The sequence below is a fragment of the Nocardia sp. N2S4-5 genome (assembly GCF_044628355.1).
Classification (GTDB): Bacteria; Actinomycetota; Actinomycetes; order Mycobacteriales; family Mycobacteriaceae; genus Nocardia; species Nocardia wallacei_B.
In genome coordinates this window covers 5799501-5825307 of record NZ_JBIUPM010000001.1, presented here as the reverse complement: position 1 = coordinate 5825307, position 25807 = coordinate 5799501, and the positions used below count along the sequence as shown (strand labels likewise).

Here is a 25807-nt window from a genome sequence, read left to right as displayed (position 1 = left end):
TCCTATGTCAGAACTTTGACATAGGGAACGGTACGTGCGGCCATTCGGTATGTCAAACTTTTGACATGAATCGCACGGAACTCGGCAACCTGGTCGGTTACGAACTCAAACGGGCGCAGGCGGCGCTGCGGGCAACCATGGACGCCCGGCTGCGGCGGCACGACCTCACCGTCCCGCAATACGTCTGCCTGGAACTGCTCGACGGCGACACCGCCCGCTCCAACGCTGACCTCGCCCGCGACGCGTTCGTCACCCGGCAATCCATGAACGTGGTGCTACGCAACCTGGAAGCCGCCGGCCTGGTCACCCGCCCCGACCAAGCCCCGCACGGCCGGGCGCTCCCCGCTCAGCTCACCCTGGCCGGAACCGAGCGCCTCCGCGCCGCGCGAGCCGACATCCTGACGATCGAGCAACGCATGACCGCCGACCTCACCGCCGAGCGCCTGCGGCACCTGCTGTCCGACCTGAAAACCATGGCGAGCGCCCTGGGCGAGCCCGCGCAGGACCACACGACCTGACGCGGGTCAGCGGCGTCGCAGCAGGTAGATGTCCATGATCCAGCCCTTGGCCGCGCGGAGTTCCTCCCGCCGGCGCACGATCGTATCCGCCACCTCGTGCAGGGGGCCTTCGATCAATGTTTCGTCCGGCATGCCCAAGTAGGCGGCCCACCAGATATGTAGATCAGCGCCGGGGACGGTGGTGAAGGAGGTTTCGCCGTCGAGCATGACGAGGGTGGATTCGCCCGGGGCGACGCCTTCTTCGCGTAGCCGGCGACCGGTGGTGATGTGGACAGGCTCGCCGATCTCGTGCAGGACGATGCGATGTCGCGCGGCGAGCGCCTGGGCGCTGGTGATGCCGGGAATCACGGTGTGCTCGAAGCGCAGCACACCGCGGTCGAGCACCCGGCCGATCATGCGCAGGGTGCTGTCGTACAGGGACGGGTCGCCCCACACCAGGATGCCGCCGACACCCTCGGTACCCGCGAACGCGGCCTCCAGCAGGGCGGCCCGGCGCTCGTGCCAATCCTCGACCACGCCACGGTAATTCGCGTCCCCGACGCTGCGCTCGCGGGGCGGGTCGGGAATCTCGACGGTCCGGTAGGGGCGGTCGGTGTGCGCGGTGAGGATGGCGGTGCGCACCGCCACCAGCTCCTGTTTCGCGTCGCCCTTGCCGATGACGAAAAACGTGTCCACCTGGCGCATGGCCTCGATGGCCTGCACCGTTACCTGGGTGGGATCCCCCGCGCCGATCCCGATCACATAGAGCTGCCGCACGCCGCTCAGCTTGCCAGGCGCGCCACGACGCCCGTCACCCCTGCCCGCACCACGCTCGGCCGTGCGTAGACTCGGCCCACATGGACGGCGTCCGAACCCCTCCCGCTCACCGCGACACGCAGTACGAGGACCTGCTGCGGCACGTGCTGGACACCGGAACGCCGAAGGCGGACCGCACGGGCACCGGCACCCGCAGCGTCTTCGGCCACCAATTGCGCTACGACCTCTCGGCGGGCTTCCCCTTGATCACCACGAAGCGGGTGCATCTGAAGTCGATCGTGTACGAGTTGCTGTGGTTCCTGCGCGGCGATTCGAACGTCGGCTGGCTGCGCGAGCACGGCGTCACCATCTGGGACGAATGGGCCGACGCCGCAGGCGAACTGGGCCCCGTCTACGGCGTGCAGTGGCGTTCCTGGCCGACACCCGACGGCGCGCACATCGACCAGATCTCCCAAGTCCTGCACACTCTGCGCACGAATCCGGATTCGCGCCGAATGCTGGTGTCGGCGTGGAATGTCGCCGAGCTGGACAAGATGGCGCTGGCGCCGTGCCACGCGCTGTTCCAGTTCCATGTCGCGGGCGGCCGACTGTCCTGCCAGCTGTATCAGCGCAGCGCGGACCTGTTCCTCGGCGTCCCGTTCAATATCGCCAGCTACGCCCTGCTCACCCACATGGTCGCCCAGCAGGCCGGTCTGGAGCCCGGCGATTTCATCTGGACCGGCGGCGACTGCCACATCTACGACAACCACGTAGAGCAGGTCCGCGAGCAACTGCGCCGCGAGCCGTACCCCTTCCCGCGCCTGCGCCTGCGCCCCGCACCCTCGCTGTTCGACTACACCTTCGAGGACGTGGAGGTCGTCGACTACCAGCATCACCCCGCCATCAAGGCGCCGGTCGCGGTATGAAACCCGGAACGGCACGAGTAGGCCTGATCTGGGCCCAGACCCCCGACGGCGTCATCGGCGCCGACAACACCATCCCGTGGCGAGTCCCCGAGGATATGGCGCACTTCAAAAAAGTGACCTCGGGCCACCCCGTACTCATGGGCCGCCGCACCTGGGATTCCCTCCCCGAACGCGCCCGCCCCCTCCCCGAACGCCGCAATATCGTGATCACCCGCCAGCCCACCTGGTCCGCCGCGGGCGCCGAACGCGCCACCTCCCTGGAAGAGGCCCTGAAACTAGCCGACGCCGACCTCACCTGGGTCATGGGCGGCGGCGAAATCTACCGAGCCGCAATGGCTTACGCCACCGAACTGATAATCACGGAGGTGAACACCAAGGTGAAAGGCGACGCCCACGCCCCCACCATAGGCCCCGACTGGCACATCGACTCCACCACCGACTGGCAACAATCCACCACCGGCCTACAGTTCCGCTGGCGCCGCTACCTGCGATAACAGAGCAAGCAAACTGAGACGTCCGAACACAGTTACCCCGATAACCACCTCCAACCACCCCCCACTCCCGCACAATACGAAAACCGAACCAGTACACCAACCACCCTGGTTTTCGGCGCGTCTCGGTTTTCGGGTGCCGCTGCAAAGCGACGAAGGAGCCAGCAACGGCACCCGAAAACCGAGACCAAGGGCGCCGAAAACCCGCCGCGGCGAAGCCGCGGCCAACAAACACGAAACCCGCCGCGGCGAAGCCGCGGCCAAAAATCCAGAGGGGCAAATGGACAAGAAATCGCTGACGGCGGTGGCCCGGCAGCAACTGAAGCTGGCCGCGACCGCCTCGAGTGGACGCAGTTCGCAGACGCTGTACGGCGGCCACGCCCACAGCCTCCGGCAGACCGTGATCGCCTTGACCGCCGGGCACAGCCTGGCCGAGCACGACACGCCCGGGGAGGCGACGATCCAGGTGCTCACCGGCACGCTGACCGTGCTCAGCGGCGCCAACGAGTGGAAGGGTTCGCCGGGCGATCTGCTGGTGCTCCCGGGCGCCCGGCACAGTGTGAAGGCCATCGACGACGTGGTGTTCCTGCTGACCGTCGCCATGTGACGCGCCGGCGGTAGCCGCGGATCCCACCCGGCCGCCGTTCGGCGGAACCCCGTAATCTGTCGATCATGGGTGAGCCGCAGCCGATTCTCGATCCGCTCACACGGGCCGCGATCTTCCTCGTCGCCACCATCGACGAGGGAGGCGAGCCGGCGGTTCGCGATCTGCTCGCCGACCTGGCCGGGCTGCGGCGGTCGGTCGGTTTCCGGGTTCCCGGGGGCGAGCTGAGCTGCTGCGCCGGCATCGGTTCCGCGGCCTGGGATCGCCTCTATTCCGGCCCGAGACCGGCTGAGCTGCACGAGTTTCCAGGCTACCGCGGCACGTACCACGCGGCTCCGGCCACGCCGGGCGATCTACTCTTCCACCTCCGCGCCGAATCCATGGACGCCTGTTTCGAGCTGGCGATGGTGATCGGCGACCGGCTGCGCGGCGTGGCGACCATCGTCGACGAGACGGTCGGCTTCCGCTATTTCGAGCAGCGCGATCTGCTCGGTTTCGTCGACGGCACCGAGAATCCGGAGGGCCGCGCGGCGGAGGCGACGGCGCTGGTAGGCGCGGAGGATCCGGATTTCGCCGGTGGCAGCTATGTGATCGTGCAGAAGTACACCCACGATCTGGAGGCGTGGAACGCGCTGTCGGTGGAGGAGCAGGAACTCGTCGTCGGCCGCACCAAGCAGCGCGATATCGAGCTGCCGGACGCGGAGAAACCGCTGAATTCGCACGTGGCGGTCAATACCGTGTACGACGAGGACGGCACGCAGCGCCAGATTCTGCGTGCCAATATGCCGTTCGGCAGTGTCCGGGCGGGCGAGTTCGGCACCTACTACATCGCCTACGCCGCCACGCCGAGCGTCACCGAGCGCATGCTGGAGCGCATGTTCCTCGGGAGCGACGAGGCGGCCTACGACCGCATTCTCGATTTCTCCACAGCGGTCACCGGCACCCTGTTCTTCACCCCGACGACCGAATTCTTGGAGGATCCGCCGGACCCGCCGCAGGCGCGGGTCGCGGTGGCCGACGACGACCTCGAGCTGTCCGGCGCCGCGCCCCCCGGGGCCGGCTCTCTCGGTATCGGCACGTTGAAAAGGAGTAAGGCATGAACAACCTGCACCGCGAACTCGCGCCGATCACCGCCGCGGCCTGGTCGGCGATCGAGGAGGAAGCGACGCGCACGTTCAAGCGCCATATCGCCGGCCGGCGGGTGGTGGATCTGTCGGGACCGCACGGCACCGACTACTCCGCGGTCGGGCTGGGCCGCACGACCGCCATCACCGCCCCGGACGAGGGCGTGCTGGCCCGGCAGCGGCTGGTGGCTCCGCTGGTCGAGTTGCGGGTGCCGTTCACGCTGCTGCGCGAGGAACTCGACAATGTCGAGCGCGGCGCCCAGGACATCGATCTGGACGCGGTCAAGGACGCGGCCCGCAAGATCGCCTTCGCCGAGGACCGGGCCATTTTCGAGGGCTACCCGGCGGCGAACATCACCGGCATCCGGGCCGCGGCGTCCAACGAGCCGGTCGCGCTGCCCGCGGATCCGCGGCTGGTACCGGAGGCCATCGCGCAAGCGCTGAGCGAGCTGCGGCTGGCCGGTGTCGACGGCCCGTACTCGGTGCTGCTGTGCGCCGACCTGTACACCCAGGTCAGTGAGACTTCCGACCACGGCCACCCGATCCGCACGCACATCGAGCGTCTCATCCCGGAGGGTGAGATCATCTGGGCCCCGGCCATCGACGGCGCGTTCGTGCTCACCACCCGAGGCGGCGATTTCGACCTGCAACTGGGCCAGGACGTCTCGATCGGCTACCAGTCCCACGACGCCGACGCGGTGGAGCTTTATTTCCAGCAGAGCATGACGTTCCTGGTGTACACGGCCGAAGCCGCGGTCGCCCTGCGGTCCTGATCGCTACCCCGGCCCAGCACCCGACCGGTACGGTGGCTCGCGTAGCTAGGAGGGTCGATGACAGCGGTGCGGGCCGGGGTGGTGCCGGGGCGGCGGGCGCTCGTGTACAGCGTGCTGGGCGTGCTGACCACGGTGTTGATCTGCGCGGGAGTGGTCGGTGTGTTCGGGGTGAATCGGGTTTTCACCGGGCTGGCGGCCGGGGCGGTGGTGGCGATCGCGCTGCTGGTGCGGCTGTTCGGGCGCGATGCCGTGGTGCTGGCCGACCAGGCCATCTATCTGCGGACGCCGCTGCACGAAGCCAGCATCGACTGGGAGCGGGTGGTCGCGGGGCGGTTCACGCTCGACGAGCGGGCCCGCTGGTCGCTGGCGCTGGATCTGACCGGTGGCGACGAACCGCACAGCGAACTGGTGCTGCTGAGCATTCCGCCGGTGGTGCGCCCGGTGTCCAACGCCTATGAGCACCGCAAGCGGGAGCAGGTGGCCGAGATTCGGAAGGTGTTGCGGCACAAGCGAATTCCGGTGACCTTGCTGCCGCAGATCGCGGAGTCGCTGCACGAGCACTGGAAGCTCGCGCCGCCGGCCCGGTGATCCCGGCAACGCATTCCGGACGACGAGGAGAACAGTTCGTAGTGAGGCGGGAATTCGTGGTGAGGCGGAGATTCGTGGTGAGGCGGAGCGCATGATCCGGACGGCGGCGGTGGCGCACGTCCGGGAGCGGCGGCTGCTGCAGGCGCGGTCAACCGGTAAGGACGTCTTCTATATGGCGGGCGGGAAGATCGATCCCGGCGAGACGCCGGTGCAAGCGCTGCATCGCGAGGTGCGCGAGGAACTCGGCGTCGCGGTGGCGGCCTACCGCGAACTGGGCGTGTTCGAATGCGAGGCGTACGGGCACGCGCCCGGCACCGCACTGCACATGACGTGCTTCACCGCCGATTTGACCGGCGAGCCGCAGCCGACCAGCGAGGTCGCCGAGATCCGCTATTTCACCGGCGGCGAATACGCCGCCATGCCGCACGTCGCGCCGGGGTCGATGCTGGTGTTCCGGCGTTTGCACGAGCTGGGCCTCATCGACTGGTGAACGGGCCGAAATCGGTTGACCCAGTGCGCCCGTCGCGCAACGGGATTCGGCTGGAGGCAAGGAGGCCGAGCAACAGCACCAGCGCGGCGACGAGCAGGGTGACACGGGTGGCGTCGGCGAATCCGCGAGCGAGGGCGTCCACGACCACCTGGGTGCCGTCGCGCTCCCGCAGCACCGTGACGGCCCCACCGGCCGATTCCCGCGTCGCCACGGCCACCTCGTCGACGGCCCGGTCCGGCAGTCCCGGCACGTCCGAGAGGCGATCGGGCACTATGCGCGACAACGACACCGCCAGCACCCCGCCGAGCACCGCGGCACCGAGCGCGAAACCGACCTGCCGCACCGTCAGCCAGGCGGCCCACGGCCCGGTGTCCACGGACCGCCCGTCGCCGAGCAGGGCCCCGGTGAGCTGCGCGGCGACCGCTCCCAAGCCGATTCCGTAGCAGGCCAGCAGCACCCCGAGCAGCCATGGCGACACGTCCGGCGACACGCACAGCGCGGTCACCGCCACGGCCACCGTTTGGACGGCCAGTCCGGCCCGCACCATCCACACCGGCGCGAACAGCCGCGCCCGCGACGCGACGACGCCACCGGTCAGCAGTGCGCCCAGCGCCATCGCGGCGAGCACACAACCGCTGCCGAGCGTGGTCAGGTCGAGCACGTTCACCAGATACAGCGGCAGCACGAACAGCAGACCGAATTCGCTCAGGGTCACGGCCAGCACGACCAGGCTCCCCCATCGGAAATCCCGCGCGGTGAACCACGAAAGATCGCACAGCCCAGCACGTTCCCCCTGCGCCCGATGCCGCTCCCACAGCACGAACAGCGCCAATAGCACCACCCCGAGCACCAGCAGAAGCGGAATCGGTGAACTCGCCGCGCGAGTCGACCAGGTCAGTCCGAAGAAGCCGAACTCCCGCAGCGGTTTCCACCAGCCGTAGGTCTGCCCCTCGATCAGCGCGAACACCACGAGCGCGAAACCGGCCGCGCTGAGCAGCAGGCCGTCGATATCCGGTCCGGGCACCGGGCCGCGCGCCTTGCTCTCCGGCACGAACAGCGCAAGCCCCGCGAGCACCACCACGCCGAGGGGCACGTTCACCAGAAATATCCACGGCCAGGTGAAGCTGGTGCTGAGCCAGCCGCCGAGCACGGGACCGACGACGGCCACCGCGGACACGACCACGCCCCACGCGGCGAACGCCAGGACCCGATCACGCTCGCGAATCACCGCCCGCGCCGTCGCCAGCGCGCCCGCCAGCACCGCCGCCCCGCCGATGCCCTGCACGAGACGGCCCCAGATCAGCGTCGACGCGTCGTCCGCCGCGGCGGCGAGCAGGCTACCGGCGACGAACACCACCACACCCGCGGCGAAGACGCGGCGGCGACCGAACCGATCACCCACGCGCCAGGCGGTGATCAGCAGCGCGGCGAACACCAGCGCGTAGACGGCGGTCACCCACTGGGCCTGGGTGAAGCTCAGGCCCAGATCCCGGATGATCGCCGGTAGCGAGACGCCGACCGCGGTGCCGTCGAGGCTCACCATGGCCAGGCCCAGCGCCACCACCGCGAGCGCACGGCCGCGCCGAGGGTCCTGGTGCAGGGGCGAAGCTAGCTCCACGTCCGTCATGCGCAACTCCCGCCGTCGAGTGGGAACGCCGTGAAAGAACCTCGGGTCCCACACAGTCTACGAGCGGTTTGCCCAAAATTCGCCTGCCTGCTCAGGCGGCCGCGACACGCTCCAGCAGCCGCTCGGCGGCGGACCGCACGGCCTCCTGATCCCCCGACCAGCCGAGCAGGTGCAGCGCGGCCTCGGGAATCAGGCGCTCCGCGTACCCGGGCGCGGACCCTTCGTCGGAGCGAATATTGATCGCGCTCTCCACCAGCCGGAAGGGCAGCACCCGCACCCCCGCTACGGGCGACGCGCCGGTCTCGTCCTGCACCTCGCCCGCCAGCTGTTCGTAGTGGCCGCGCAACTCCTCGCGCCGCAGCCGGAACGCCTCGAACCGCTCGGATCGCAGCTCCGGCAGTAGATACAATGCGCCGAGATTCCAACGCGCGGAGCACAATTGACGCACGTCGAACCAGGCCAGCGCATACAGCCGCACCGGCGCCGGGTCGGGCTCTCCGCGCAGCCGAGTCGCCAAAGCCAATGGGCCGGTGACGGTTTCGTCGAGGAGGGCGTCGAGGATGTCGTCCTTGGCGGAGAAGTGGTGATAAAGGGAGGCCTGCCGGATCCCCACCGCATCGGCGATGCCGCGGGTCGAGGTGCTGGCATATCCCTTGGTAGTGAACAGCTCCGCGGCCGCGTCGAGGATCTCGGCGCGCGGCGTGTGCCCTTGGCGCCGCCGCGGTTCGAGACGCGGGCGGCCGGGTCCGAGTTGCGTCACCTCTTCATTCTGGCCTATCGACGCCGCCCGACCTTGCGCACGTCGGCACTCGTGAGATTTCTGTCATCCGACAGAAACGCGGGCAACGCAGAAGTTACCCGAAGGGGCGGGACCGATACATCGGCGTCACCACCGCGGCGGCACGGATTGGAAAACTTTCACTCGATAGATATTGGCCACGACGCCTAAGGACTCCCGCCCATGGCCACCACGCTCGCCCCCGTCGTCCAGTCCGACAGTGCCGACCTCGAAAGGTTCGGCTACCAGCCCGTTCTGCACCGCAAGCTCGGCCGCTACGCCTCGTTCGCGGCCGGGTTCTCCTTCGTCTCCATCCTCACCACCATCTTCCAGTTCTTCGGCTTCGGCTACGGGTTCGGTGGCGGGGCGTTCTTCTGGACCTGGCCGATCGTCTTCGCCGGGCAATTCCTGGTCGCGCTGAACTTCGCCGAGCTGGCGGCCCGCTACCCCATCTCCGGCTGCATCTATCAGTGGTCGCGGCGGCTCGCCGGTGAGGTGGTGGGCTGGTTCGCCGGCTGGATGATGATCATCGCGCAGATCGTCACCGCCGCCGCGGCCGCGATCGCCCTGCAGGTGGTGCTGCCCTCGATCTGGAGCGGCTTCCAGATCATCGGCACCGATACCGCGCTGACCTCCCGATCCGGAGCGATGAACGCGGTGCTGCTGGGCAGCGTGCTGCTGGTGCTGACCACCGTGGTGAACGTGGTCGGCATCGAGCTGATGGCGCGATTGAACACCATCGGCGTCACCGTCGAGATCGTCGGCGTGCTGGCGACGATCGCGCTGTTCTTCTCGCACGCCGAGCGCGGTCCGAACGTCGTGTTCGACAACGCGACCGCGGCGCCGGGCCCGTACTGGGCGGCGTTCCTGGTGTCGGGGTTGATGGCCGCGTACGTGATGGTCGGATTCGATTCCGCCGGTGAGCTTTCCGAGGAGACCAAGAACCCGCGCCGGGTCGCGCCGCGCACCATCCTCACCGCGCTGGCCGTGTCCGCGCTCGGCGGCGGGCTGATGCTGCTCGGCGCGCTGATGGCCGCGCCGAGCCTGACCGACGGGGCCTTGGCGAGCGACGGGCTGGCCTACGTGATCTCGGCGAAGCTGGCCACCCCGGCGGGCAAGGTGCTGCTGGCCTGCGTGGCGGTGGCGATCACGGTGTGCACGCTGGCGATTCAGACCGCGGGCTCGCGGTTGATGTTCTCCATGGCACGGGACGGGAAGCTGCCGTTCGCGCGGCGACTGGCCGCGGTGCATCCCCGGTTCGGCACCCCGGTGCTGCCGTCGGTCCTGATCGGCGCGCTCGGAATCGCGCTGCTGGTGGTCAATCTCGGCAATCCGGCGATCTTCGCGACGCTGGCCAGCGTCTGCATCGTCACGCTCTACCTGGCCTATCTCCTGGTGACGGTGCCGCTGCTGGTGCGCCGGGTGACGGGGTGGACCGACAGCGCCTCGGCGCCGGAGGGCCTGTTCACCCTGGGCCGCTTCGGAATTCCGGTGAACGTGGTCGCGGTCGTCTGGGGCGTCGCCATGGTGGTGAACCTGGCCTGGCCGCGCGCCGAGGTCTACACGCCGGAGGGCGGCGGGTGGTGGATGCTCTGGGCCGCACCGCTTTTCGTCGCCGCCGCGATCGCGGTGGGTGCGATCGTGCACCAGGTGGTCGTCGCGGCTCCGGCCCGCCGCGCCGTTCCGGCCGTCCAGCCCGCCTGAGCCCTGGAACGACTGACACATTCTCCGAGAAAGGAGCCGAGCATGACCACTACGGCATCGACGACCGGGGCGCGGGAGCATGCCCGCGCGCAAGCGGCGGCCGCCGCGGTCGATGGACCCGCACTGCCGCAGGATGTTTCGGCAGACCGCATCATCTTCGCGCAGCGGGTACCGGCCGGTGGATACGCGAATGTGGCGCTGGGGCGTGGGACGCGGGTCCGGCTCGGCGACCCGGGTGGGGCGGCGTGTGCGCACCTGCTGCTGTTGCGCGCCGAATCGCCATGGGAGCGGCTCAATGTCGCAGATACCGTGAAGGTCCCGTGGCAGGCCTATCTGGGCGCGGGTCATCCGCTGCTGTCGGATCAGGGGCGAGTGCTGGCCACCGTCGTCGCCGACTCCTCCGGACATCACGACACACTGTGCGGCCCGAGCGACGCGGCACGGCAGGCACTGCGGCTGGCCGGCGCCAAACACGGCCTGACGCCACGGGATATCGGCCCGACCGTCTCGTTCTTCCGGGGTGTCCGGGTCGACTCCGCGGGTGGCCTGGTGGCCTCGGGTGGGTCGGGCGCGGGGGCCGCCGTGGACCTGCTGGTTCACCTTCCGGTCACGCTGCTGGTCGCCGATGCCGCGCACCCGTTGGACAGCACACCGCCGACCGATCTCGACATCGTCGCCTGGTATGCCCCCGAAGACCTTGCCCAGCAGCACAATTCGGAGCCGGAATACCTGCGCGCCGTCGAGAACACCGAACAGGCCTGGCACGCCGCACGCACCCTGGAGGCACTGTGACCACGCTCGCCCGCACCGTCGTGCTGGATCAAACCGTTCCCGCCCGCGCACCCTGGTCGGCGGTGGTGCGGGCCGGTGACCAACTGGAGATCATCGACCTGCACGGCAATCAGGCCGTGGACTGCCTGCTGTACTCGGCCGCCGACCACGCCGACCGCTACAGCGCGCAGGCCACCGTCGCCGCCCAGCGCAATATCTTCCTGACCACCGGCAGCGTGCTGCGCACCGACGCGGGCACGGCGTTGATGACGGTGGTCGCCGACGAGGTCGGCAACCACGACACCGTCGCGGGCGCGTGCTCGCAGGAGTCGAACACGCTGCGCTACGGCCACCACACCCGCCACCAGCACGCCTGTGTGGAGAATTTCCTCACCGAGGCGCTGAAATGGGGTCTGGGTAAGCGCGATCTGGTGTCGAACATCAACTGGTTCATGAACGTCCCGGTGGAGGCCGACGGCACCCTGGGCATCGTGGACGGGCTGTCGGCGCCGGGAAAGAAGGTCACGCTCCGGGCCGAGATCGACACGCTGGTATTGGTGTCGAACTGTCCGCAGATCAACAACCCGTGCAATGGTTTCGACCCGACGCCGGTGCGCATGGCGGTGACGCGATGAACAGCGCGATCACCGATCGTCCGGAAGCCGAAAGCCGTTCGGCGCCTTCGGTCGACGAGACATCCGGGCACGACGGTCCGTCCCTGGAGGTGATCCGGCCCGGAATGCTGACGACGGTCCAGGACTGGCCGGGCCGGATCGGATACTGGCACGTCGGCGTGCCGCCGTCGGGACCGATGGACGATCTGTCGTTCCGGCTCGGCAACCGCGCCGTCGGCAATCCCGAAGGCGCGCCCGGACTCGAGTGCACACTGGCCGGTCCGGCGCTGCGATTCGCCGAGCCGACGCGGCTGTGCGTGACGGGCGCGCCGGTGACCGTGACCGTCGACGGGGTGCGCGTACCGCAATGGCGGACCGTCGAGGTCCCGGCCGGCGGCGTGCTGGACGTGGGCGCGATGCCGGGCCCCGGCATGCGGTGCTACGTCCTGATCGCGGGCGGGCTGGCGGTGCCCGAATACCTGGGCAGCGCAGCAACTTTCACACTCGGCCACTTCGGTGGCGACACCGGCAATGCCCTGCGGCCCGGTGACATCCTCGCGCTCGGCCGTGCGCACGGCCCGGTCGCCACCGCGATACCCGCCGACGAGCAGCCGGTGTTCGCCCACCGCTGGGATCTCGCCGTCACCGAGGGACCGCACGGCGCGCCGGAGTTCTTCACGCGCAACGACTTCGACACCATCCTCGCCACCGACTACGAGGTGCATTTCAACTCCGACCGCACCGGGGTGCGGCTGATCGGCCCGAAACCGCAGTGGGCGCGCACCGACGGCGGCGAGGCCGGACTGCACCCCTCGAACATCCACGACAACGCGTATTCCGTAGGCGCACTGGACTTCACCGGCGACACCCCGATCCTGCTCGGGCCGGACGGGCCGAGCCTGGGCGGCTTCGTCTGTCCCGTCACGGTCACGGCCGCCGACCGCTGGAAGCTCGGACAGCTCACGCCGGGCGATACGGTGCGCTTCGTCCCGGTGCGCGCCGACCGGGCCGCCGCGCCGAGTGCGCTGGGCCCCGCCCGCCGCGCGGGCTGGCCGTTCGTCCTGTCCACCGGCGGTGACGGCGACGACGGCGTGCTGGCCCGCGGCGAATCCGACGACACCTCGGTCACCTACCGGCGTGCCGGTGACGACGGCGTCCTGGTCGAATACGGTGACATGACACTGGATCTGGGGCTGCGCGCCCGCGTGCACGCCCTGCACCAGCACCTGCTGGAGCGACGCGAGCCGGGCATCACGGAGCTCACCCCGGGCGTGCGGTCGCTGCAGGTGCGCATCGATCCGGACCGGCTGCCGACCGCGACGCTGCTGGCGCTGCTGGCCGAGGCGGAAGCGGCGCTGCCACCGGCCGAGGACCTGGTGGTGCCCAGCCGCACCGTGCACCTGCCGCTGTCGTGGGACGATCCGGCCACCCGGGAGGCCATCACCCGGTACATGCACGGCGTGCGCGCCGACGCGCCGTGGTGCCCGTGGAATATCGAGTTCATCCGCCGGATGAACGGCCTCGCCGACGTGCGGGACGTCTACGACACCGTGTTCGCGGCCGAATATCTCGTGCTGGGACTGGGTGACGTGTACCTCGGCGCGCCCGTCGCCACGCCCACCGACCCGCGGCATCGCCTGGTCACCACCAAATACAATCCGGCCCGCACCTGGACCCCGGAGAACGCGGTCGGCATCGGCGGCGCGTACCTGTGTATCTACGGCATGGAGGGTCCGGGCGGATATCAGTTCGTCGGACGGACCACACAGGTGTGGAACCACCGGTCCTTCGCCGCCGCCCGGTCCGGTCCAGCCCGCGACGAGGATCCGTGGTTGCTCCGGTACTTCGACCGGATCCGCTGGTATCCCGTCTCGGCGGACGAATTGCTGGAGCGCCGTGCCGATTTCGCCGCCGGGCACTGTGAGTTGCAGGTCGAGGAGGGCGAATTCCGGCTGGCCGAGCACCGGCGTTTTCTCGACGACAACGCCGACGCGATCGCCGAGTTCCGCGGCCGCCAAGCCGAGGCATTCGGGGCCGAACGCGACTCCTGGCGGACCGCGGGCGAATTGACCGACGCGAAAGTTGGCCCATGACTGTGTGGATTCATCGGCGGCCGGAAGCCGAAGTCGCGGCCGAGACTGCGGCGGCGCAAGGTCCGCTGGGCGGATTGCGGCTGGCCGTGAAGGACAACGTGGACGTGGCCGGGATGCCGACCACCGCGGGCTGCCCCGAATTCGCGTACCGGCCCGAGCAGGACGCGGCGGCCGTGGCCGCACTGCGGGCGGCCGGTGCGGTCGTGGTCGGGAAGACGAACCTCGATCAGTTCGCCACCGGGCTCGTCGGCACGCGCTCGCCGTACGGGGCGGTGCGCAACGCGCTGCGGCCGGAGTATGTCTCCGGCGGTTCGAGTTCGGGATCGGCGGCGGCCGTGGCGCTCGGCGAGGCGGATATCGCCATCGGCACCGACACCGCCGGTTCCGGCCGGGTGCCCGCCGCGTTCCACGGCATCGTGGGGATCAAACCGACGGTCGGCGTGGTCGATACCGCGGGCGTGGTGCCCGCCTGCCGTTCCTACGACTGCGTGACGATCTTCGCGGCCGATCCGGCGACGGCGAACCGGGCCATGGGAGTCATGTCCGCCGGGGCGCCCGACCGGGCCTGGCCGGCGGATGTCCGACTCGCCGCGCCGCCGAAACCGGTTGTCGCGGTGTTCGATTCGCTCGACGCGCTGGATCCCGTGTGGCAGGCGGCATTCGACCGCACCGTCGCGGGCCTCCGGGAGCGTGGCGTGCGGATCGTGACCGTCGATCCGGAGCCGTTCCTCGCCGCGGCGCGGCTGCTCTACGACGGTGCGCTGGTCGCCGAGAGATACTCGGCCGTAGGGGAATTCGTCGATGCGCACCCCGACGCGGTGGACCCGACCGTGGGCGCGATCATCGGTAACGCCCGGGATATCCCCGCCCACCGGCTGGTCTCCGATCTCGCCGAGTTGCAGCGGCTGCGGGCGCGCGCACTGGACAGCCTGCGCGGCGCCGACGCCCTACTGGCCCCCACGACACCGATCCACCCGACGATCGCCGAGGTCGAGGCCGACCCGATCGGGGTGAACTCGCGGGTCGGCACCTACACGAACTTCTGCAACCTGTTCGACCTGTGCGCGGTCGCGGTGCCGGCCGGAATGGCGGGCGAGGCACAGTTCGGCGTCACCGTCTTCGGCCGCGCCTTCGAGGACGCCGTGGCGCTGGATATCGCGGCGCTGATCGGCAACGGCGACAAGGACTCTCCGCTGCCCGATCCGGCATGGCCGCTGCGGGTGGCGCCGGTGCACGAACTCGTCGTGTTCGGCGCCCACCTGCGCGGGCAACCACTCGAGCACCAGCTCACCGAACTGGGCGCGCGCTGGGACGGAGCCGTCCGCACCGCACCCGCCTACCGGCTGGGCGCCCTGGACACCACGCCACCGAAACCGGCCGTAACCAGGTGCGCCGACGGTGAGACGGGCGTGTCCGTGGCCGGTGAACGCTGGCTGCTCTCCCCCGCCGCACTGGGTCGTTTCCTGACCGGGCTACCGGCTCCCATGCAGCTCGGCGCGGTCGAACTCGACGACGGCAGATGGACCACCGCGTTCGGCTGCGACGCCGCCGCGGCGGCCGCCGCCAAGGACATCAGCGAATACGGCGGCTGGCGCGCGGCCCTCGCCGCCGGGGCGGTCTGATCCCGCCCTCACGGCAGCCGCGGACCCGCCGCCGCGGCCGCCCGCAGTCCGTTCGCCCACAGGTCACCGGCGATGTCCAAGCCCAGCCGCACGCCGCCGATGTTCTGCGACAGGTCCATCCGGCCGTCCGCGTCGACGGCGAAGGCATCGAAACTCCAATGGACGCCGAGGAATACGCGGCTGCGGGCATTCTCCTCGATCATCTGCCACAGCCCGCCCGGGAAGGTGCGTGTGTGCCGAGGGCGGCGGATCCCGTACCGGTCGATGCCGGCGCCGTCGAGTTCGTCGGATACGAAAGCCAGTCCGTCGGTGAGGGAATCGGGGCCATCCGTGCCGATGCCGCAGTGGCGGCGGGTGATCTGCAAGGCGGCCGCACCGAGCGCGGCGTGGCCGGACGGATACGCCGGGAACGGCGGTGTGGCGGAGGGGATGCCGGGCTCGTTGGTGTGAGCCGCGCCCAGGGGCAGCCAGAACGGGTCGCACAACGCGTCCCACCCTTGTGCGGCAAGGCCTTTCGGGCCCATGGACGGATCGTGCTCACGGATTCCCAGCACCGGGCGCCACAGGTTGTGCCGGTACTTGTCGTCCCAGGCCAGGATGGCCGCGTCGGCCATGGCGGCATTGACCAGCGCGAACAACCGCGCGTTCGACGCGATTCCGGACCGCCGGGCGGCGGCGACCGCGCGCACGATCAGGTTGTACAGCCGGGGCGGCGTGCCGATCTTCTTCGCGCCGTCGTAACCCCAGAACGTGCCGATCAGGGTCTCCTCCGGCGTGCGGGGCGACAGGCCCGGCGGCAGCGCGCCGGACAGCTCGGTGGCGATGCCCTTGCCGCGCACCTCCCGCAGCGCCCGCTCGTAGGCGGGGTCGGTCTGCTTGGGCGGGGCGTCGAGGGTGTGCCGGGTGGTCGCCGCGAAGCAGCGCGAGTGGGCGCCGTAGTGCGGCGCGTAGTAGCCCTGGTCCGGATTCGCCGGATCCGCACGGTGTTTCAGCGGTTCGAGGCTCGGGCGGTAACCGACACCATCGAGTCCGGGATCGGCGGCGCGGGCCGACAGCACGGCGTGGCCGACGGCCAGGCCGTGCGCGCTGCCGGTGCCCGTGCCCGGACCGCGCAGCCCGGCCTGCTGCAATGCCGCGTCCAGCCGGGCGGTCTGAGCCGGATACAGCGCGGTGAGGGTGGTGTGGGCGGCGACCGCGACGGCCGCCTCGGCGGAGGCGCCCGGTGGCGCGGTCGGCGGCGTGGTCAGATAGGTGCCGTGCGCCGCGGGCACGATGCCGAAATAGGCGTCGTGCATGGCGAGGTGGGTGATGGACAGCGCACGGGAGCTGCCGACCGTTCCGCGCACACCACGTTCGGCATGATGAACGACGGTGTGCGCCATCCGATCCGACTCCAGCGCCACGTTGTTCCAGTACAGGATCTGATCCACTTGTCTTCCTACTCGGAATATCGTCACGGCGCCGGCCCGCGGGAGCATTGCGACTGGACGAAATTGCCCTCAGGGTCCGAGCATGCCCGCGCGGAACCGGGATCGCCGTAGTAGTCGACTACCCGATTCGGGAACGGCGCGAACGGGACGGCCGAGTAGCGCTGTTGCGCGCATGCGCCGTTCGCGCCCGTGGTACCGCTGGTGGCGCGAAAAACGTAGGCGCACAACGGCTCCGAAATCTCAGCGGGGTTTCACTTCCGCAAGCAACTCCGGCCCATGGGAATCGAGTCGTCGCTCGGTGACGCGGGCCGCCAGCACTGTCGTGCCGACGCCCGACGCCAGCCCCACGGGCAGTGCGCACCACTGGACCACCGGACTGTGCAGGTAGACACCGAATCCCAGGATCGCGAGCACCGGCAGATTCACCAGCAACTGGCCGAAACCGACCGCGAGCTGCACCAATGCCCTTGCGCAGCCGGGATTTCCGCCGCCGCCCGCGAAGGGGTTGCCGCGCTGCGGCGGCAGCGGATACGCCGCGTACACCGACAGGAAGATCGCGGCGCTCACCCCGACGCCCACGAACACCGGCAGTGTCGACACCGCCCATGGATAGAACTCGGCCTGCCCGAGCGCTCCGGGTAGGATCAGGGTGAGCAGCAGCGCGAGCGGACCGACCAGCACCACCCAGGCGATCATCCGACCGCGCACGTCGGCCCGGCTCGCACCGGGGACGACCAGGGTGTGCCACAGCGCGGTGCCGTCGAAGGCGTACATGTTCGCGCTGGCCATCGCCGCCATCCACACCACGAAGGTCCCCGTGAACGGCACCGGGACACCCGTGCCCTGCAGCGACAGCATCACCGGCAGCACGATGCCGAGCAGCAGCAACGGCAGCAGCGCGGCGCGACGGCGGCTGTCGCGCCACCAGGTGCGCAGTTCCTTGGTCACCACTGCGCCCACCGGCGTTGCGGGCGCCAGCCGTGTCAGGATGCCGCGGCCCGTCTGCACCCGAACGGGACCCGCGGGCGCGGCCGTGGTGATGAGCCTGCGACGCAGTAGCACCGCCCAGGCCTGCCACAACAAGGCCGACAGCAGTGCCAGACCCAGCAGGCACAGCGCGGACAGCCACCACTGTCCCCGCCCGGCCGCCTCGACGGCGTAGGGTGCCCAGCCCGAGGGCGGTATCCGCAATGCCAGCGCGACCGGTTGTGCCGCGTGCTCCAATTTCGGTGCGACAGTGGTGATCAGCAGTTGCATCGGGTAGTAGGCCAGGCCCGCCAGCGCGGCGAGCAGCACACCGAGGTCACGGCCGCGCCGGGAGCGCATGGCCGCACCGATCCAGGCCAGCAGCACCCGTGACAGCACCACCACGAAGACCAGTTGCAGCACCGCGCCGAGCACCGCGACCACCGTTGCCGCGACCCCGACCTGGGCGGCCAGCAGGACCAGACCACCGAACGCGATCAGGTTCACCACGGCCGCCGGGCCCGCGAACGCGGCGGCCAGCAATCCCGTCGCCAGCTGCCGGTAACTCAGCGGCAGTAGCCGGAAATGCTCCGGTTGCAAGGTCTCGTCGCTGCTCCCGGCGAGGATCGGGCCGCACAGCCAGCCCAGTGTCCATACCGCGTAGAGCGCGGCGGCGACGTTGATCGCCGAGGGCAGGTCCCACTCGTGCCCGGCCAATGCCGTGAACAAAGCGGTGAATCCGGCGGCGAGCAGACCGAACACCAACCCGATCCAGAAAGCGACCGCGGCCTTGCCGCTGCTGAGCGAACGAACGGTCAGCCGCCATCGCATCCTGATCAGGACGCCAACCACGACAGCCCCTCCTCGCCGCCGACGCGACCGCCGACCAGCCGCACGAACGCCTCCTCCAGCGTGCCCTCGCCGCGCACCTCGGCGACCGTGCCCGTGCTCACGACCCGTCCCCGGTTGATCACCGCGAGACGGTCACACAGGTTCTCCACCAGCGCCATCACGTGACTCGACAGCACCACCGAACCGCCCGCGGTGACGAAGCGCTGCAGGATCGTGCGGATGGTGCCGGCCGACACCGGGTCGACGGCCTCGAAGGGCTCGTCGAGCACCAGCAGTTTCGGCGCGTGCAGCAGCGCCGTCGCCAGCCCGATCTTCTTGCGCATACCCGCGGAATAGTCGACGACCAAGGTGTTCTCGGCGTCGGTGAGTTCCAGGACGGCGAGCAGTTCCGCCGCCCGTTCGGCCACGGTGTGCGCGGGCATCCCCCGCAAAAGTCCTGTGTACGTGAGCAATTCACGTCCGGTGAGCCGCTCGGGCAACGCCAGCCCGTCCGGCAATACCCCCACAATCGTCTTGGCCCGCACCGGATCCGCCCACACATCCGCCCCGAAAATATGCGACTCCCCCGCATCCGGCCGCAACAACCCCACCGCCATCGACAACGTAGTCGTCTTCCCCGCCCCATTAGGCCCGACCAACCCGAAGAACGACCCCGGCGGCACAGTCAACCCCACCCCCTCCACCACCCAAGGCCCCCCAAACCCCTTGTACAAGCCCCTCAACCGCAATGCTGGACTATCCGGCCGCATGACTCCCCTTCCACCGAACGCGCCTCACATCCCTCAATCAGGGATCGTCCCACGCCCAACCCGCGCAACACCGCCCGTCACCCAACACCGTGCCGCCCGCCCGAGATCCCCGACGCGTTCACCAATATGGATCCCTGCATCGACGAGGACGCGACGGTCGTCGGAAACCGACACCGAAAGTCGTGACCCGGCCTGAGCGGACGCAAATCGGCGCGAAGTGGCAAGGATTGCCGTGTGTGCGCGGATTGTGTCCGCACAGGCCGGGCGGTCCGCCTCCGTGGAGCTGGCGGCGGGTGTGTTCGTACCGGGCGCGGACCCGGGTCGAGTAGGTCTGGTAGGTGTCGCCGAGAACGCGGATCGGCGTACGAGTTCCTCGCGGTATCCGTCCGGCTAGCGCAGTAGGGTGGCTGGATCGATGGTGAACTCGAAGGGCGAGTGCAGGGTTGCGGGCTCGCCCGCGGCGATCCGATGGGTCAATTCGTATTCGCCGTTCTCGGCGAGAACATGTGCGAACAGCACCGGAATTGCTTCGCCGGGAAGACGGCCTTTGAACGAGTTGGCCTCGATGCGCCAGTAGTTCGGAATGCCCGCCTCCGCGTAGACGGCGGGCTTCACCAGTCTGTCCTGCAATGTTGTCGAGGCAGAGACGATCTCGACCGCGAGGAGGACGTGCTCGGCTGGAACACCTCGGCTGTCCTTCTCCACGCTGCCTTTACCGGCAACGAGATCCGGAATGGGCTCGTCGTCACCGATCACGACGCCGAGACCTGGCCAGACCCAGTAATCGCTGGGTTTCGCGGCGATCAAGTCGATCAGCAACCAGGTCAGAACTTCTTGGTGACGCGGCTTCGGCGCGGCGTTCACGATGAGCTGGCCATTCAGGACCTCGTACCGGATTCCGTGATCGGGCAGGTTATCGAGGTCGGCCGCGGTCCAACGATCCCCCGCAGGTAGCAAGGCGGACGATCGCTCGGGTACCGGCATCGCCACGTAAGCCACCTCCTACTCGCTGACCTGGGGCGTCGCTTGTCACCGCCCGCCAGTGCAGTCTACCCAGTCGGGACGACATCGGGCCGGTGAAAGATGCTGCGCACATCCTTCACCGGCCCGATCGCGATCTACTCCGCGGTGATGATTCGGATTTCCTCGTCGGCCGAGTCGGTCGGTTCCCCTGGGTTGGTGAACCAGTGGGTGACCTCGCCGTTGGCGAGGTCGGCCTCGACGTCGCCGGTGGGGAGGACCGAGAGGGCGCCTGTGGTGGACCAGGTGAGGAATTCGGCTACTGCGGCGGGGCCGGTGGTGGCGGTGGTGAATGTGGTGGACTCGTAGTCGATTTCGTTCTCCTCGCGGAGGGTGTCGGCGCGGTCGAGGGACTGGTCCTGGGTGAGGGTGGTCCAGGCGCCGTCGGATCGGCGGTAGACGAAGGCCGGGTGGTCCTCGGTGAGGGGGCGGACGCGGTCGGCGTAGGAGACCGGGTGGGTCGGGGCCGCCGACAGTTCCGCCTGCACCTTCGGGTCCGAGGGCACCAGCCAGCGCACCGAGCTGGCCGCCGGTTCCTGGGTGATGCCGAAACCGGCTCCGGCGGAGACGATCTCGCCGAAGGAGAAGCCCTCGGCGAACAGCGCCGCCGCGCCGGCCTTCTGCACCGCCCACACGGCGACCACGGCGTCGACCGAGCGCGGCAGCGTAACCGCGACGATGTCGCCGGGGCCCACACCGCGATTGATCAGCACCCGCGCCAGCTGCGAGGACCGCGTGTCCACCACGTGGTACGGGGTTTCCGTCCCACCGGACAGCAGCGCCGGAGCCTGCGGATCCTCCTCCACGACCTCGCCCAGGATCTTGGCGACCGTGCGCGCGCCGACCCGGGCCGGTTGCGCGGATTCGGTTGCGGTGACGCCGGATTCGGCGAGGAGGCGGGCCCGCTCGGCGGGATCGACGATGTCGATGTCGCCGACCGGCGCCTGCGGATCGCGGGCCAGCGCCGCCAGCACCCAGCGCAGACGGTTCGCCAGGGTCCGCACCTCGTCGGCGGTGAACCGGTTGGTGAGGTACTCCAGGCTGAGGCCGATCGTGGCCTCCTCGGTCACCATGAGGGTCAGCGGGTAGTGCGTGCCGCCCTCGAAACCGACCCCGGTCACCGACACGCCGTCGATGGAGCTGGCGGCCGCGATCGCTTCCTTGTCCACCGGGTACGACTCGAACACGATCAGCGAGTCGAATCCGGCGGCCGCACCGGCCACCCGCTGGATGTCGGTGAGCCCGACGTAGTGGTGGTCGAGCAGCGCGGCCTGATCCCGTTGCAGCCCGGTCAGCAACTCGGCGACGGATCGCCGGCCGTCGGCGCGCACCCGCACCGGCAGCGTGTTGATGAACAGGCCCACCATCGACTCGATACCGGGCAGTTCCGGCGGACGACCCGAGACCGTCGCGCCGAACACCACATCGTCGCGCCCGGTGAGGCGGCCGACGAGCACGCCCCACGCGGCCTGGACCAGCGTGTTCACCGTGATGCCGAGGTCCGCGCAGAACTTGGTGAGCTGCTGGGTCTGCTCGGCGTCGATCGTGGTCGCCAGCTTGGCGATCTCGTAGTTCTCCACCGACCGCGGCTGCGGCGCGAGCTGGGTCGGCTCGTCCACGCCGGACAGCGCGTCCGCCCAGGCCCGCAGTGACGCCTCGCGATCCCGCGTGGACAACCACGCCAGGAAGTCGCGGTAGGAGCCGGGCTCCGGCAGCACCGTGGTGTCGCCGCGCACCGCGTACAGCACCAGCAGATCCCGCATGAGCAGCGGCATCGACCAGCCGTCGAACAGGATGTGGTGCGCGGTGATGGCCAGTCGCCAGTGGTCCTCGGCCGTGCGGAACAGCGCGAATCGCAGCAGCGGCGCGGAGGCCATGTCGAAGCGGGCGGCCCGCTCCGACATCAGCTGCCGCTCCAGCTCGGCCTCGTCGCCGTCCACGAGATCGATAGTGCGCCAAGGCACTTCGACCCCGTCGAGCACGATCTGCACCGGCTGACCGTCCCGGTCGGTGGTGAACGCCACCCGCAGGTTCGCGTACCGGTCCACCATGCCCTGCGCCGCGGTCCGCAGCCGCTCGACGTCCAGGTCACCGGTGAAGTCGATGGCTGCCTGCTGGCTGTACACGTCGACGGTGGACTGCGTCATCAGCGCGTGGAACAGCAGACCCGACTGCAGCGGCGACAGCGGCCACACCTCGGTCATGCCGGGGTAGGTCCGCTCCCACGTCTCGGCGTCGGCCGGATCGACCTGCACCAGCGGGCCGGTCGGCAGTTCCACGTCGTCCGCGTCACCCAGCCGCGCGATCGCCGCCAGTCCGGCGATGGTGCGCTGCTCGAACACCTCGCGGGCGCCGAACCGCACGCCGCGCGCCTTGGCCCGCGACACTAGCTGGATGGACAGGATGCTGTTGCCGCCGACGGCGAAGAAGTCGTCGTCGACACCGATCTCGGTGCGGCCCAGCACATCCGCGAACACCTCGGCCAGCGTCTGCTCCGTCGGGGTGGACGGGGCCCGGTAGGCCGTGGTCTCGAACTCCGGCTCCGGCAGCGCCTTGCGATCCAGCTTGCCGTTGGCGTTCAACGGCAGCGCGTCCAGCACCACGAACGCCGACGGCACCATGTAGGACGGCAGTGCCGAGTTCAGCTCGGACTTGACGCGGTCGATGTCGACGACACCGTCCGGCACCAGGTACGCCAACAGCCGATCGCCCAGCCGCTCATCCGATTTCGCCAGCACCGCGGTCTGCGCGACCTCGGGCAGCGCCAGCAGCGCGGCCTCGATCTCACCCAGCTCGATACGGAAGCCGCGGATCTTCACCTGGAAGTCGGTGCGGCCCAGGTAGTCCAGCTCGCCGGAGGCGTTCCAGGCCACCAGGTCACCCGTGCGGTACATGCGCTCGCCGGCGGCTGCCCCGAACGGGTTGGCCACGAAGCGATCCGCCGTCAGATCCGGTCGGCCGAAGTAGCCGTGTGCCAGCTGCGCACCGGCGAGGTACAGCTCGCCCGGCACGCCGACCGGCACCGGCCGCAACCGGGCGTCGAGCACGTAGACCCGGCTGTTCCACTCCGGCGCACCGATCGACACCGACACCTGATCGGCCTCGCCGACCTCGTGACTGGTGATCGAGACCGCGGCCTCGGTGGGCCCGTACAGGTTGAACAGAGCCGCTGTGTTGTCGCGCCGGAACCGCTGCGCGGTCGCACCCGGCAGCGCCTCACCGATGGCCAGCACCCGCCGCAGCGAATCCGTCAGCGCCCCACCGGATTCGGTCAGCAGCGCATCCAGCATCGACGGCACCACGTGCAGCGTGGTGACCGACTCGCGGCGCATCAGGTCGTTCAGGTATTCCGGATCCTGGTGTCCATCGGCGGTGGCGATGACCAGGCGGCCACCGCACACGGCCGCGGTCCAGAACTCCCAGACCGACAGGTCGAATGTCGCGGCCGTCTTGAGCAGCACCGCGTCGTCCGCGCCCAGGCCGAATTCGGCGGTCTCCCAGAGCAACTGGTTGACGATCGCCGCGTGCGGCACCGCCACGCCCTTCGGACGGCCCGTCGAACCCGACGTGAAGATCACGTACGCGGTATTCGACGGACGCAGCGGCGCAACACGATCCGCGTCGGCGACCGGCTCGCCGGAGATTTTCGACAGTTCGAGTTCATCGATACGGACGACATCCAGTGCGGCAACCTCAGCGGAACCTTCCCGCGCCGCCTCGACATCGAACCCGCTGTCCGCATCGGTCAGCACACACACCGGAGCCGCGGTCTCGAGGATGTAACCCACCCGCTCGCCAGGCTGGTCCGGATCCACCGGCACATACGCACCACCGGCCGCCGACACCGCGTACATCGCCACGACCAAGTCCACCGACCGGCGGAAGGCCAAGGCAACCCGCGACTCCGCCCCGACACCCAGCGAAACCAGATGCCGCGCAAGACGGTTCACCCGCTCGCCGAGTTCGACATAGGTGACGGCGGTCCCGTCCGGACCCACCAGCGCCACGGCGTCCGGCGTCGCGGCGACGGTGCGGTCCAGCAGCGCCGCCAGCGTGAGCGACCGATCCACCTCGTGCTCGGTCGAGTTCCACTCGGTGACCAGCGTCGCCCGCTCGCTGCCACGCAGCAGCTCGAGATCGCCGACCGGCGTCGCCGGGACCGCCACGATCTGGCGCAGCATCCGCACGAAGCGCGCGGCGAAGTCCTCGACGGTGGCCGCGTCGAACAGATCCGTGGCGTAGGTCAGCACGCCGCCGATCCCGGCCGGCGCGCCCGCCTCGTCGTAGCTGTCCGACACGATCAGGTGCAGGTCGAACTGCGAGAGCTGGGTGTCGAAGTCGACGCCCGACAGGCTCAGGCCCGGCAGCTCGAGACTGGTCCGGCCCAGGTTCTGGAACGACAGACCCACCTGGAACAGCGGGTGGTGCGCCGTCGACCGGACCGGGTTGAGCACCTCGACCAACCGCTCGAACGGCACGTCGGCGTGCGCGAACGCCTGCAGATCCGACTCGCGTTGGCGGGCAAGGAGTTCCGCGAACGGCGCGCCCGCGTCCACCCGGGTGCGGAACACCAGGGTGTTGACGAACATGCCGATCAGGTCGTCGAGTTCGCGTTCGCCGCGACCCGCCATCGGCGTACCGATCGCGATGTCGTCGGCGCCCGACAGCCTGGCCAGCAGCACCGCGAAGGCGGTGTGCACGACCATGAACAGCGTCGCGCTCTCGCCGCGCGCCAGCTCCGCCAGCGCCCGGTGCAGCTCGGCGTCGATATCGACCGAGACCTTCGCGCCGGTGTAGGACTGCACCGCGGGACGCGGGCGGTCGGTCGGCAGGTCCAGCCGGTCCGGCAGGTCGGCCAGCGCCGCCTTCCAGTAACCGAGCTGCTTGGCCGCCAACGACTCCGGATCGTCCTCGCTGCCCAGCAGGGCACGCTGCCAGAGCGCGTAATCGGCGTACTGCACGGCCAGCGGGGCCCAGCTCGGGGCCTCACCGGCGGCCCGCGCCGCGTAGGCGGTCATGATGTCGCGGGTCAGCGGCGCCATCGAGGAACCGTCACCGGAGATGTGGTGCACGGTCATCGCCAGCACGTACTCCCGTGCGGTCCCGGCGTTTCCGGTCTCGACCTCGAACACGGCCACCCGCAGCGGCACCTCGGTGGTGACGTCGAAGGAACTCGACACCACCGCGAGCACCGCGGCCTCGACGTCGGCCGGGGTAACGGTACGGAACTCGACCTCCGGAACCGCCTGCGCCACAGGCAGAATCACCTGCACGGGCATGCTGTCCGACTCCGGGTAGACCGTGCGCAGCACCTCGTGCCGCGCCACCACGT

Annotated in this window: 21 protein-coding genes (1 of these 21 running past the window's edge); 13 read left to right on the top strand and 8 right to left on the bottom strand. The window is 69.6% G+C overall.

Annotated elements, in window-relative coordinates; genetic code table 11:
• Positions 1-65: 65 nt before the first annotated feature.
• Positions 66-518 carry a MarR family winged helix-turn-helix transcriptional regulator gene (locus ACFMRZ_RS26740; protein WP_400181208.1) on the top strand — a complete coding sequence of 151 codons (453 nt, stop codon included), beginning with the start codon at positions 66-68 and terminating at the stop codon, positions 516-518.
• 6 nt (positions 519-524) lie between these two features.
• On the opposite strand, the gene cobF is transcribed toward ACFMRZ_RS26740, so the two are convergent.
• Positions 525-1274, bottom strand: coding sequence for a precorrin-6A synthase (deacetylating) (cobF, locus tag ACFMRZ_RS26735; protein ID WP_400181207.1), 750 nt, complete (start codon positions 1272-1274; stop codon positions 525-527).
• A gap of 80 nt (positions 1275-1354) precedes the next feature.
• On the opposite strand from cobF, the gene ACFMRZ_RS26730 reads away from it, so the two are divergent.
• The 7 genes from ACFMRZ_RS26730 to ACFMRZ_RS26700 all read left to right on the top strand — a co-directional run bounded on the left by ACFMRZ_RS26730 (position 1355) and on the right by ACFMRZ_RS26700 (position 6249).
• The gene (locus ACFMRZ_RS26730; RefSeq protein ID WP_400181206.1) at positions 1355-2179 is read left to right on the top strand and encodes a thymidylate synthase; all 825 of its coding nucleotides are present in this window, start codon (positions 1355-1357) and stop codon (positions 2177-2179) included.
• Complete coding sequence (locus ACFMRZ_RS26725; RefSeq protein WP_400181205.1) at positions 2176-2673, top strand: dihydrofolate reductase; 498 nt, start codon at positions 2176-2178, stop codon at positions 2671-2673. The genes ACFMRZ_RS26730 and ACFMRZ_RS26725 overlap by 4 nt, the downstream gene beginning before the upstream one ends.
• A 277-nt stretch (positions 2674-2950) precedes the next feature.
• A complete protein-coding gene (locus ACFMRZ_RS26720) occupies positions 2951-3277 on the top strand; it encodes a cupin domain-containing protein (protein WP_280274625.1) in 327 nt (108 codons plus the stop codon).
• Between the two features lie 65 nt (positions 3278-3342).
• Positions 3343-4374 carry a Dyp-type peroxidase gene (locus ACFMRZ_RS26715; RefSeq protein ID WP_400181204.1) on the top strand — a complete coding sequence of 344 codons (1032 nt, stop codon included), beginning with the start codon at positions 3343-3345 and terminating at the stop codon, positions 4372-4374.
• Entirely contained in the window at positions 4371-5171 is an 801-nt protein-coding gene (locus ACFMRZ_RS26710; RefSeq protein WP_400181203.1) for a family 1 encapsulin nanocompartment shell protein, read from the top strand. Before ACFMRZ_RS26715 ends, ACFMRZ_RS26710 begins: the two co-directional genes overlap by 4 nt.
• 57 nt (positions 5172-5228) lie before the next feature.
• Positions 5229-5759: a hypothetical protein gene (locus ACFMRZ_RS26705; protein ID WP_400181202.1), complete on the top strand. Its 531-nt coding sequence runs from the start codon at positions 5229-5231 to the stop codon at positions 5757-5759.
• Positions 5760-5850: 91 nt separating this feature from the next.
• The gene (locus ACFMRZ_RS26700) at positions 5851-6249 is read left to right on the top strand and encodes an NUDIX domain-containing protein (RefSeq protein ID WP_280274629.1); all 399 of its coding nucleotides are present in this window, start codon (positions 5851-5853) and stop codon (positions 6247-6249) included.
• Here the strand turns inward: ACFMRZ_RS26700 and ACFMRZ_RS26695 are convergent.
• Together ACFMRZ_RS26695 and ACFMRZ_RS26690 are read right to left on the bottom strand one after the other, a co-directional pair.
• Positions 6236-7876 carry an MFS transporter gene (locus ACFMRZ_RS26695; protein WP_400181201.1) on the bottom strand — a complete coding sequence of 547 codons (1641 nt, stop codon included), beginning with the start codon at positions 7874-7876 and terminating at the stop codon, positions 6236-6238. The two genes, ACFMRZ_RS26700 and ACFMRZ_RS26695, sit on opposite strands and share 14 nt — an antisense overlap.
• Positions 7877-7967: 91 nt before the next feature.
• On the bottom strand, positions 7968-8636 hold the full coding sequence (locus ACFMRZ_RS26690; RefSeq protein WP_400181200.1) for a TetR/AcrR family transcriptional regulator: 669 nt from the start codon (positions 8634-8636) through the stop codon (positions 7968-7970).
• Between the two features lie 201 nt (positions 8637-8837).
• Here ACFMRZ_RS26690 and ACFMRZ_RS26685 point away from each other — a divergent pair, with 201 nt between their 5' ends.
• The 5 genes from ACFMRZ_RS26685 (at position 8838) to atzF (ending at position 15458) form a co-directional block, all read left to right on the top strand.
• Positions 8838-10358: an amino acid permease gene (locus ACFMRZ_RS26685; protein ID WP_400181199.1), complete on the top strand. Its 1521-nt coding sequence runs from the start codon at positions 8838-8840 to the stop codon at positions 10356-10358.
• Between the two features lie 42 nt (positions 10359-10400).
• Positions 10401-11150: a DUF1989 domain-containing protein gene (locus tag ACFMRZ_RS26680; RefSeq protein WP_400181198.1), complete on the top strand. Its 750-nt coding sequence runs from the start codon at positions 10401-10403 to the stop codon at positions 11148-11150.
• Positions 11147-11764: an urea amidolyase associated protein UAAP2 gene (locus tag ACFMRZ_RS26675; RefSeq protein ID WP_400181197.1), complete on the top strand. Its 618-nt coding sequence runs from the start codon at positions 11147-11149 to the stop codon at positions 11762-11764. Before ACFMRZ_RS26680 ends, ACFMRZ_RS26675 begins: the two co-directional genes overlap by 4 nt.
• A gap of 104 nt (positions 11765-11868) precedes the next feature.
• Entirely contained in the window at positions 11869-13836 is a 1968-nt protein-coding gene (locus ACFMRZ_RS26670; RefSeq protein WP_400182979.1) for a 5-oxoprolinase/urea amidolyase family protein, read from the top strand.
• Positions 13833-15458 carry an allophanate hydrolase gene (atzF, locus tag ACFMRZ_RS26665; protein ID WP_400181196.1) on the top strand — a complete coding sequence of 542 codons (1626 nt, stop codon included), beginning with the start codon at positions 13833-13835 and terminating at the stop codon, positions 15456-15458. Before ACFMRZ_RS26670 ends, atzF begins: the two co-directional genes overlap by 4 nt.
• An 8-nt stretch (positions 15459-15466) precedes the next feature.
• On the opposite strand, the gene ACFMRZ_RS26660 is transcribed toward atzF, so the two are convergent.
• From ACFMRZ_RS26660 to ACFMRZ_RS26640, 5 genes are all read right to left on the bottom strand, one after another.
• Positions 15467-16888 (bottom strand): hypothetical protein, encoded by a 1422-nt coding sequence (locus ACFMRZ_RS26660; protein WP_400181195.1) that lies wholly within the window; start codon positions 16886-16888, stop codon positions 15467-15469.
• Between the two features lie 240 nt (positions 16889-17128).
• On the bottom strand, positions 17129-18706 hold the full coding sequence (locus ACFMRZ_RS26655) for a hypothetical protein (RefSeq protein WP_400181194.1): 1578 nt from the start codon (positions 18704-18706) through the stop codon (positions 17129-17131).
• Complete coding sequence (locus ACFMRZ_RS26650; RefSeq protein ID WP_400181193.1) at positions 18691-19455, bottom strand: ABC transporter ATP-binding protein; 765 nt, start codon at positions 19453-19455, stop codon at positions 18691-18693. The genes ACFMRZ_RS26655 and ACFMRZ_RS26650 overlap by 16 nt, the downstream gene beginning before the upstream one ends.
• A gap of 390 nt (positions 19456-19845) precedes the next feature.
• Positions 19846-20439 carry a Uma2 family endonuclease gene (locus tag ACFMRZ_RS26645; RefSeq protein ID WP_280274665.1) on the bottom strand — a complete coding sequence of 198 codons (594 nt, stop codon included), beginning with the start codon at positions 20437-20439 and terminating at the stop codon, positions 19846-19848.
• A gap of 134 nt (positions 20440-20573) precedes the next feature.
• A protein-coding gene (locus ACFMRZ_RS26640) for a non-ribosomal peptide synthase/polyketide synthase (protein ID WP_400181192.1) crosses the window boundary here: on the bottom strand, positions 20574-25807 show its final stretch. It continues 46462 nt past the right edge of the window; the window shows 5234 of its 51696 coding nt (coding positions 46463-51696); the start codon falls outside the window, past its right edge — the gene reads right to left on this strand; the stop codon is at positions 20574-20576.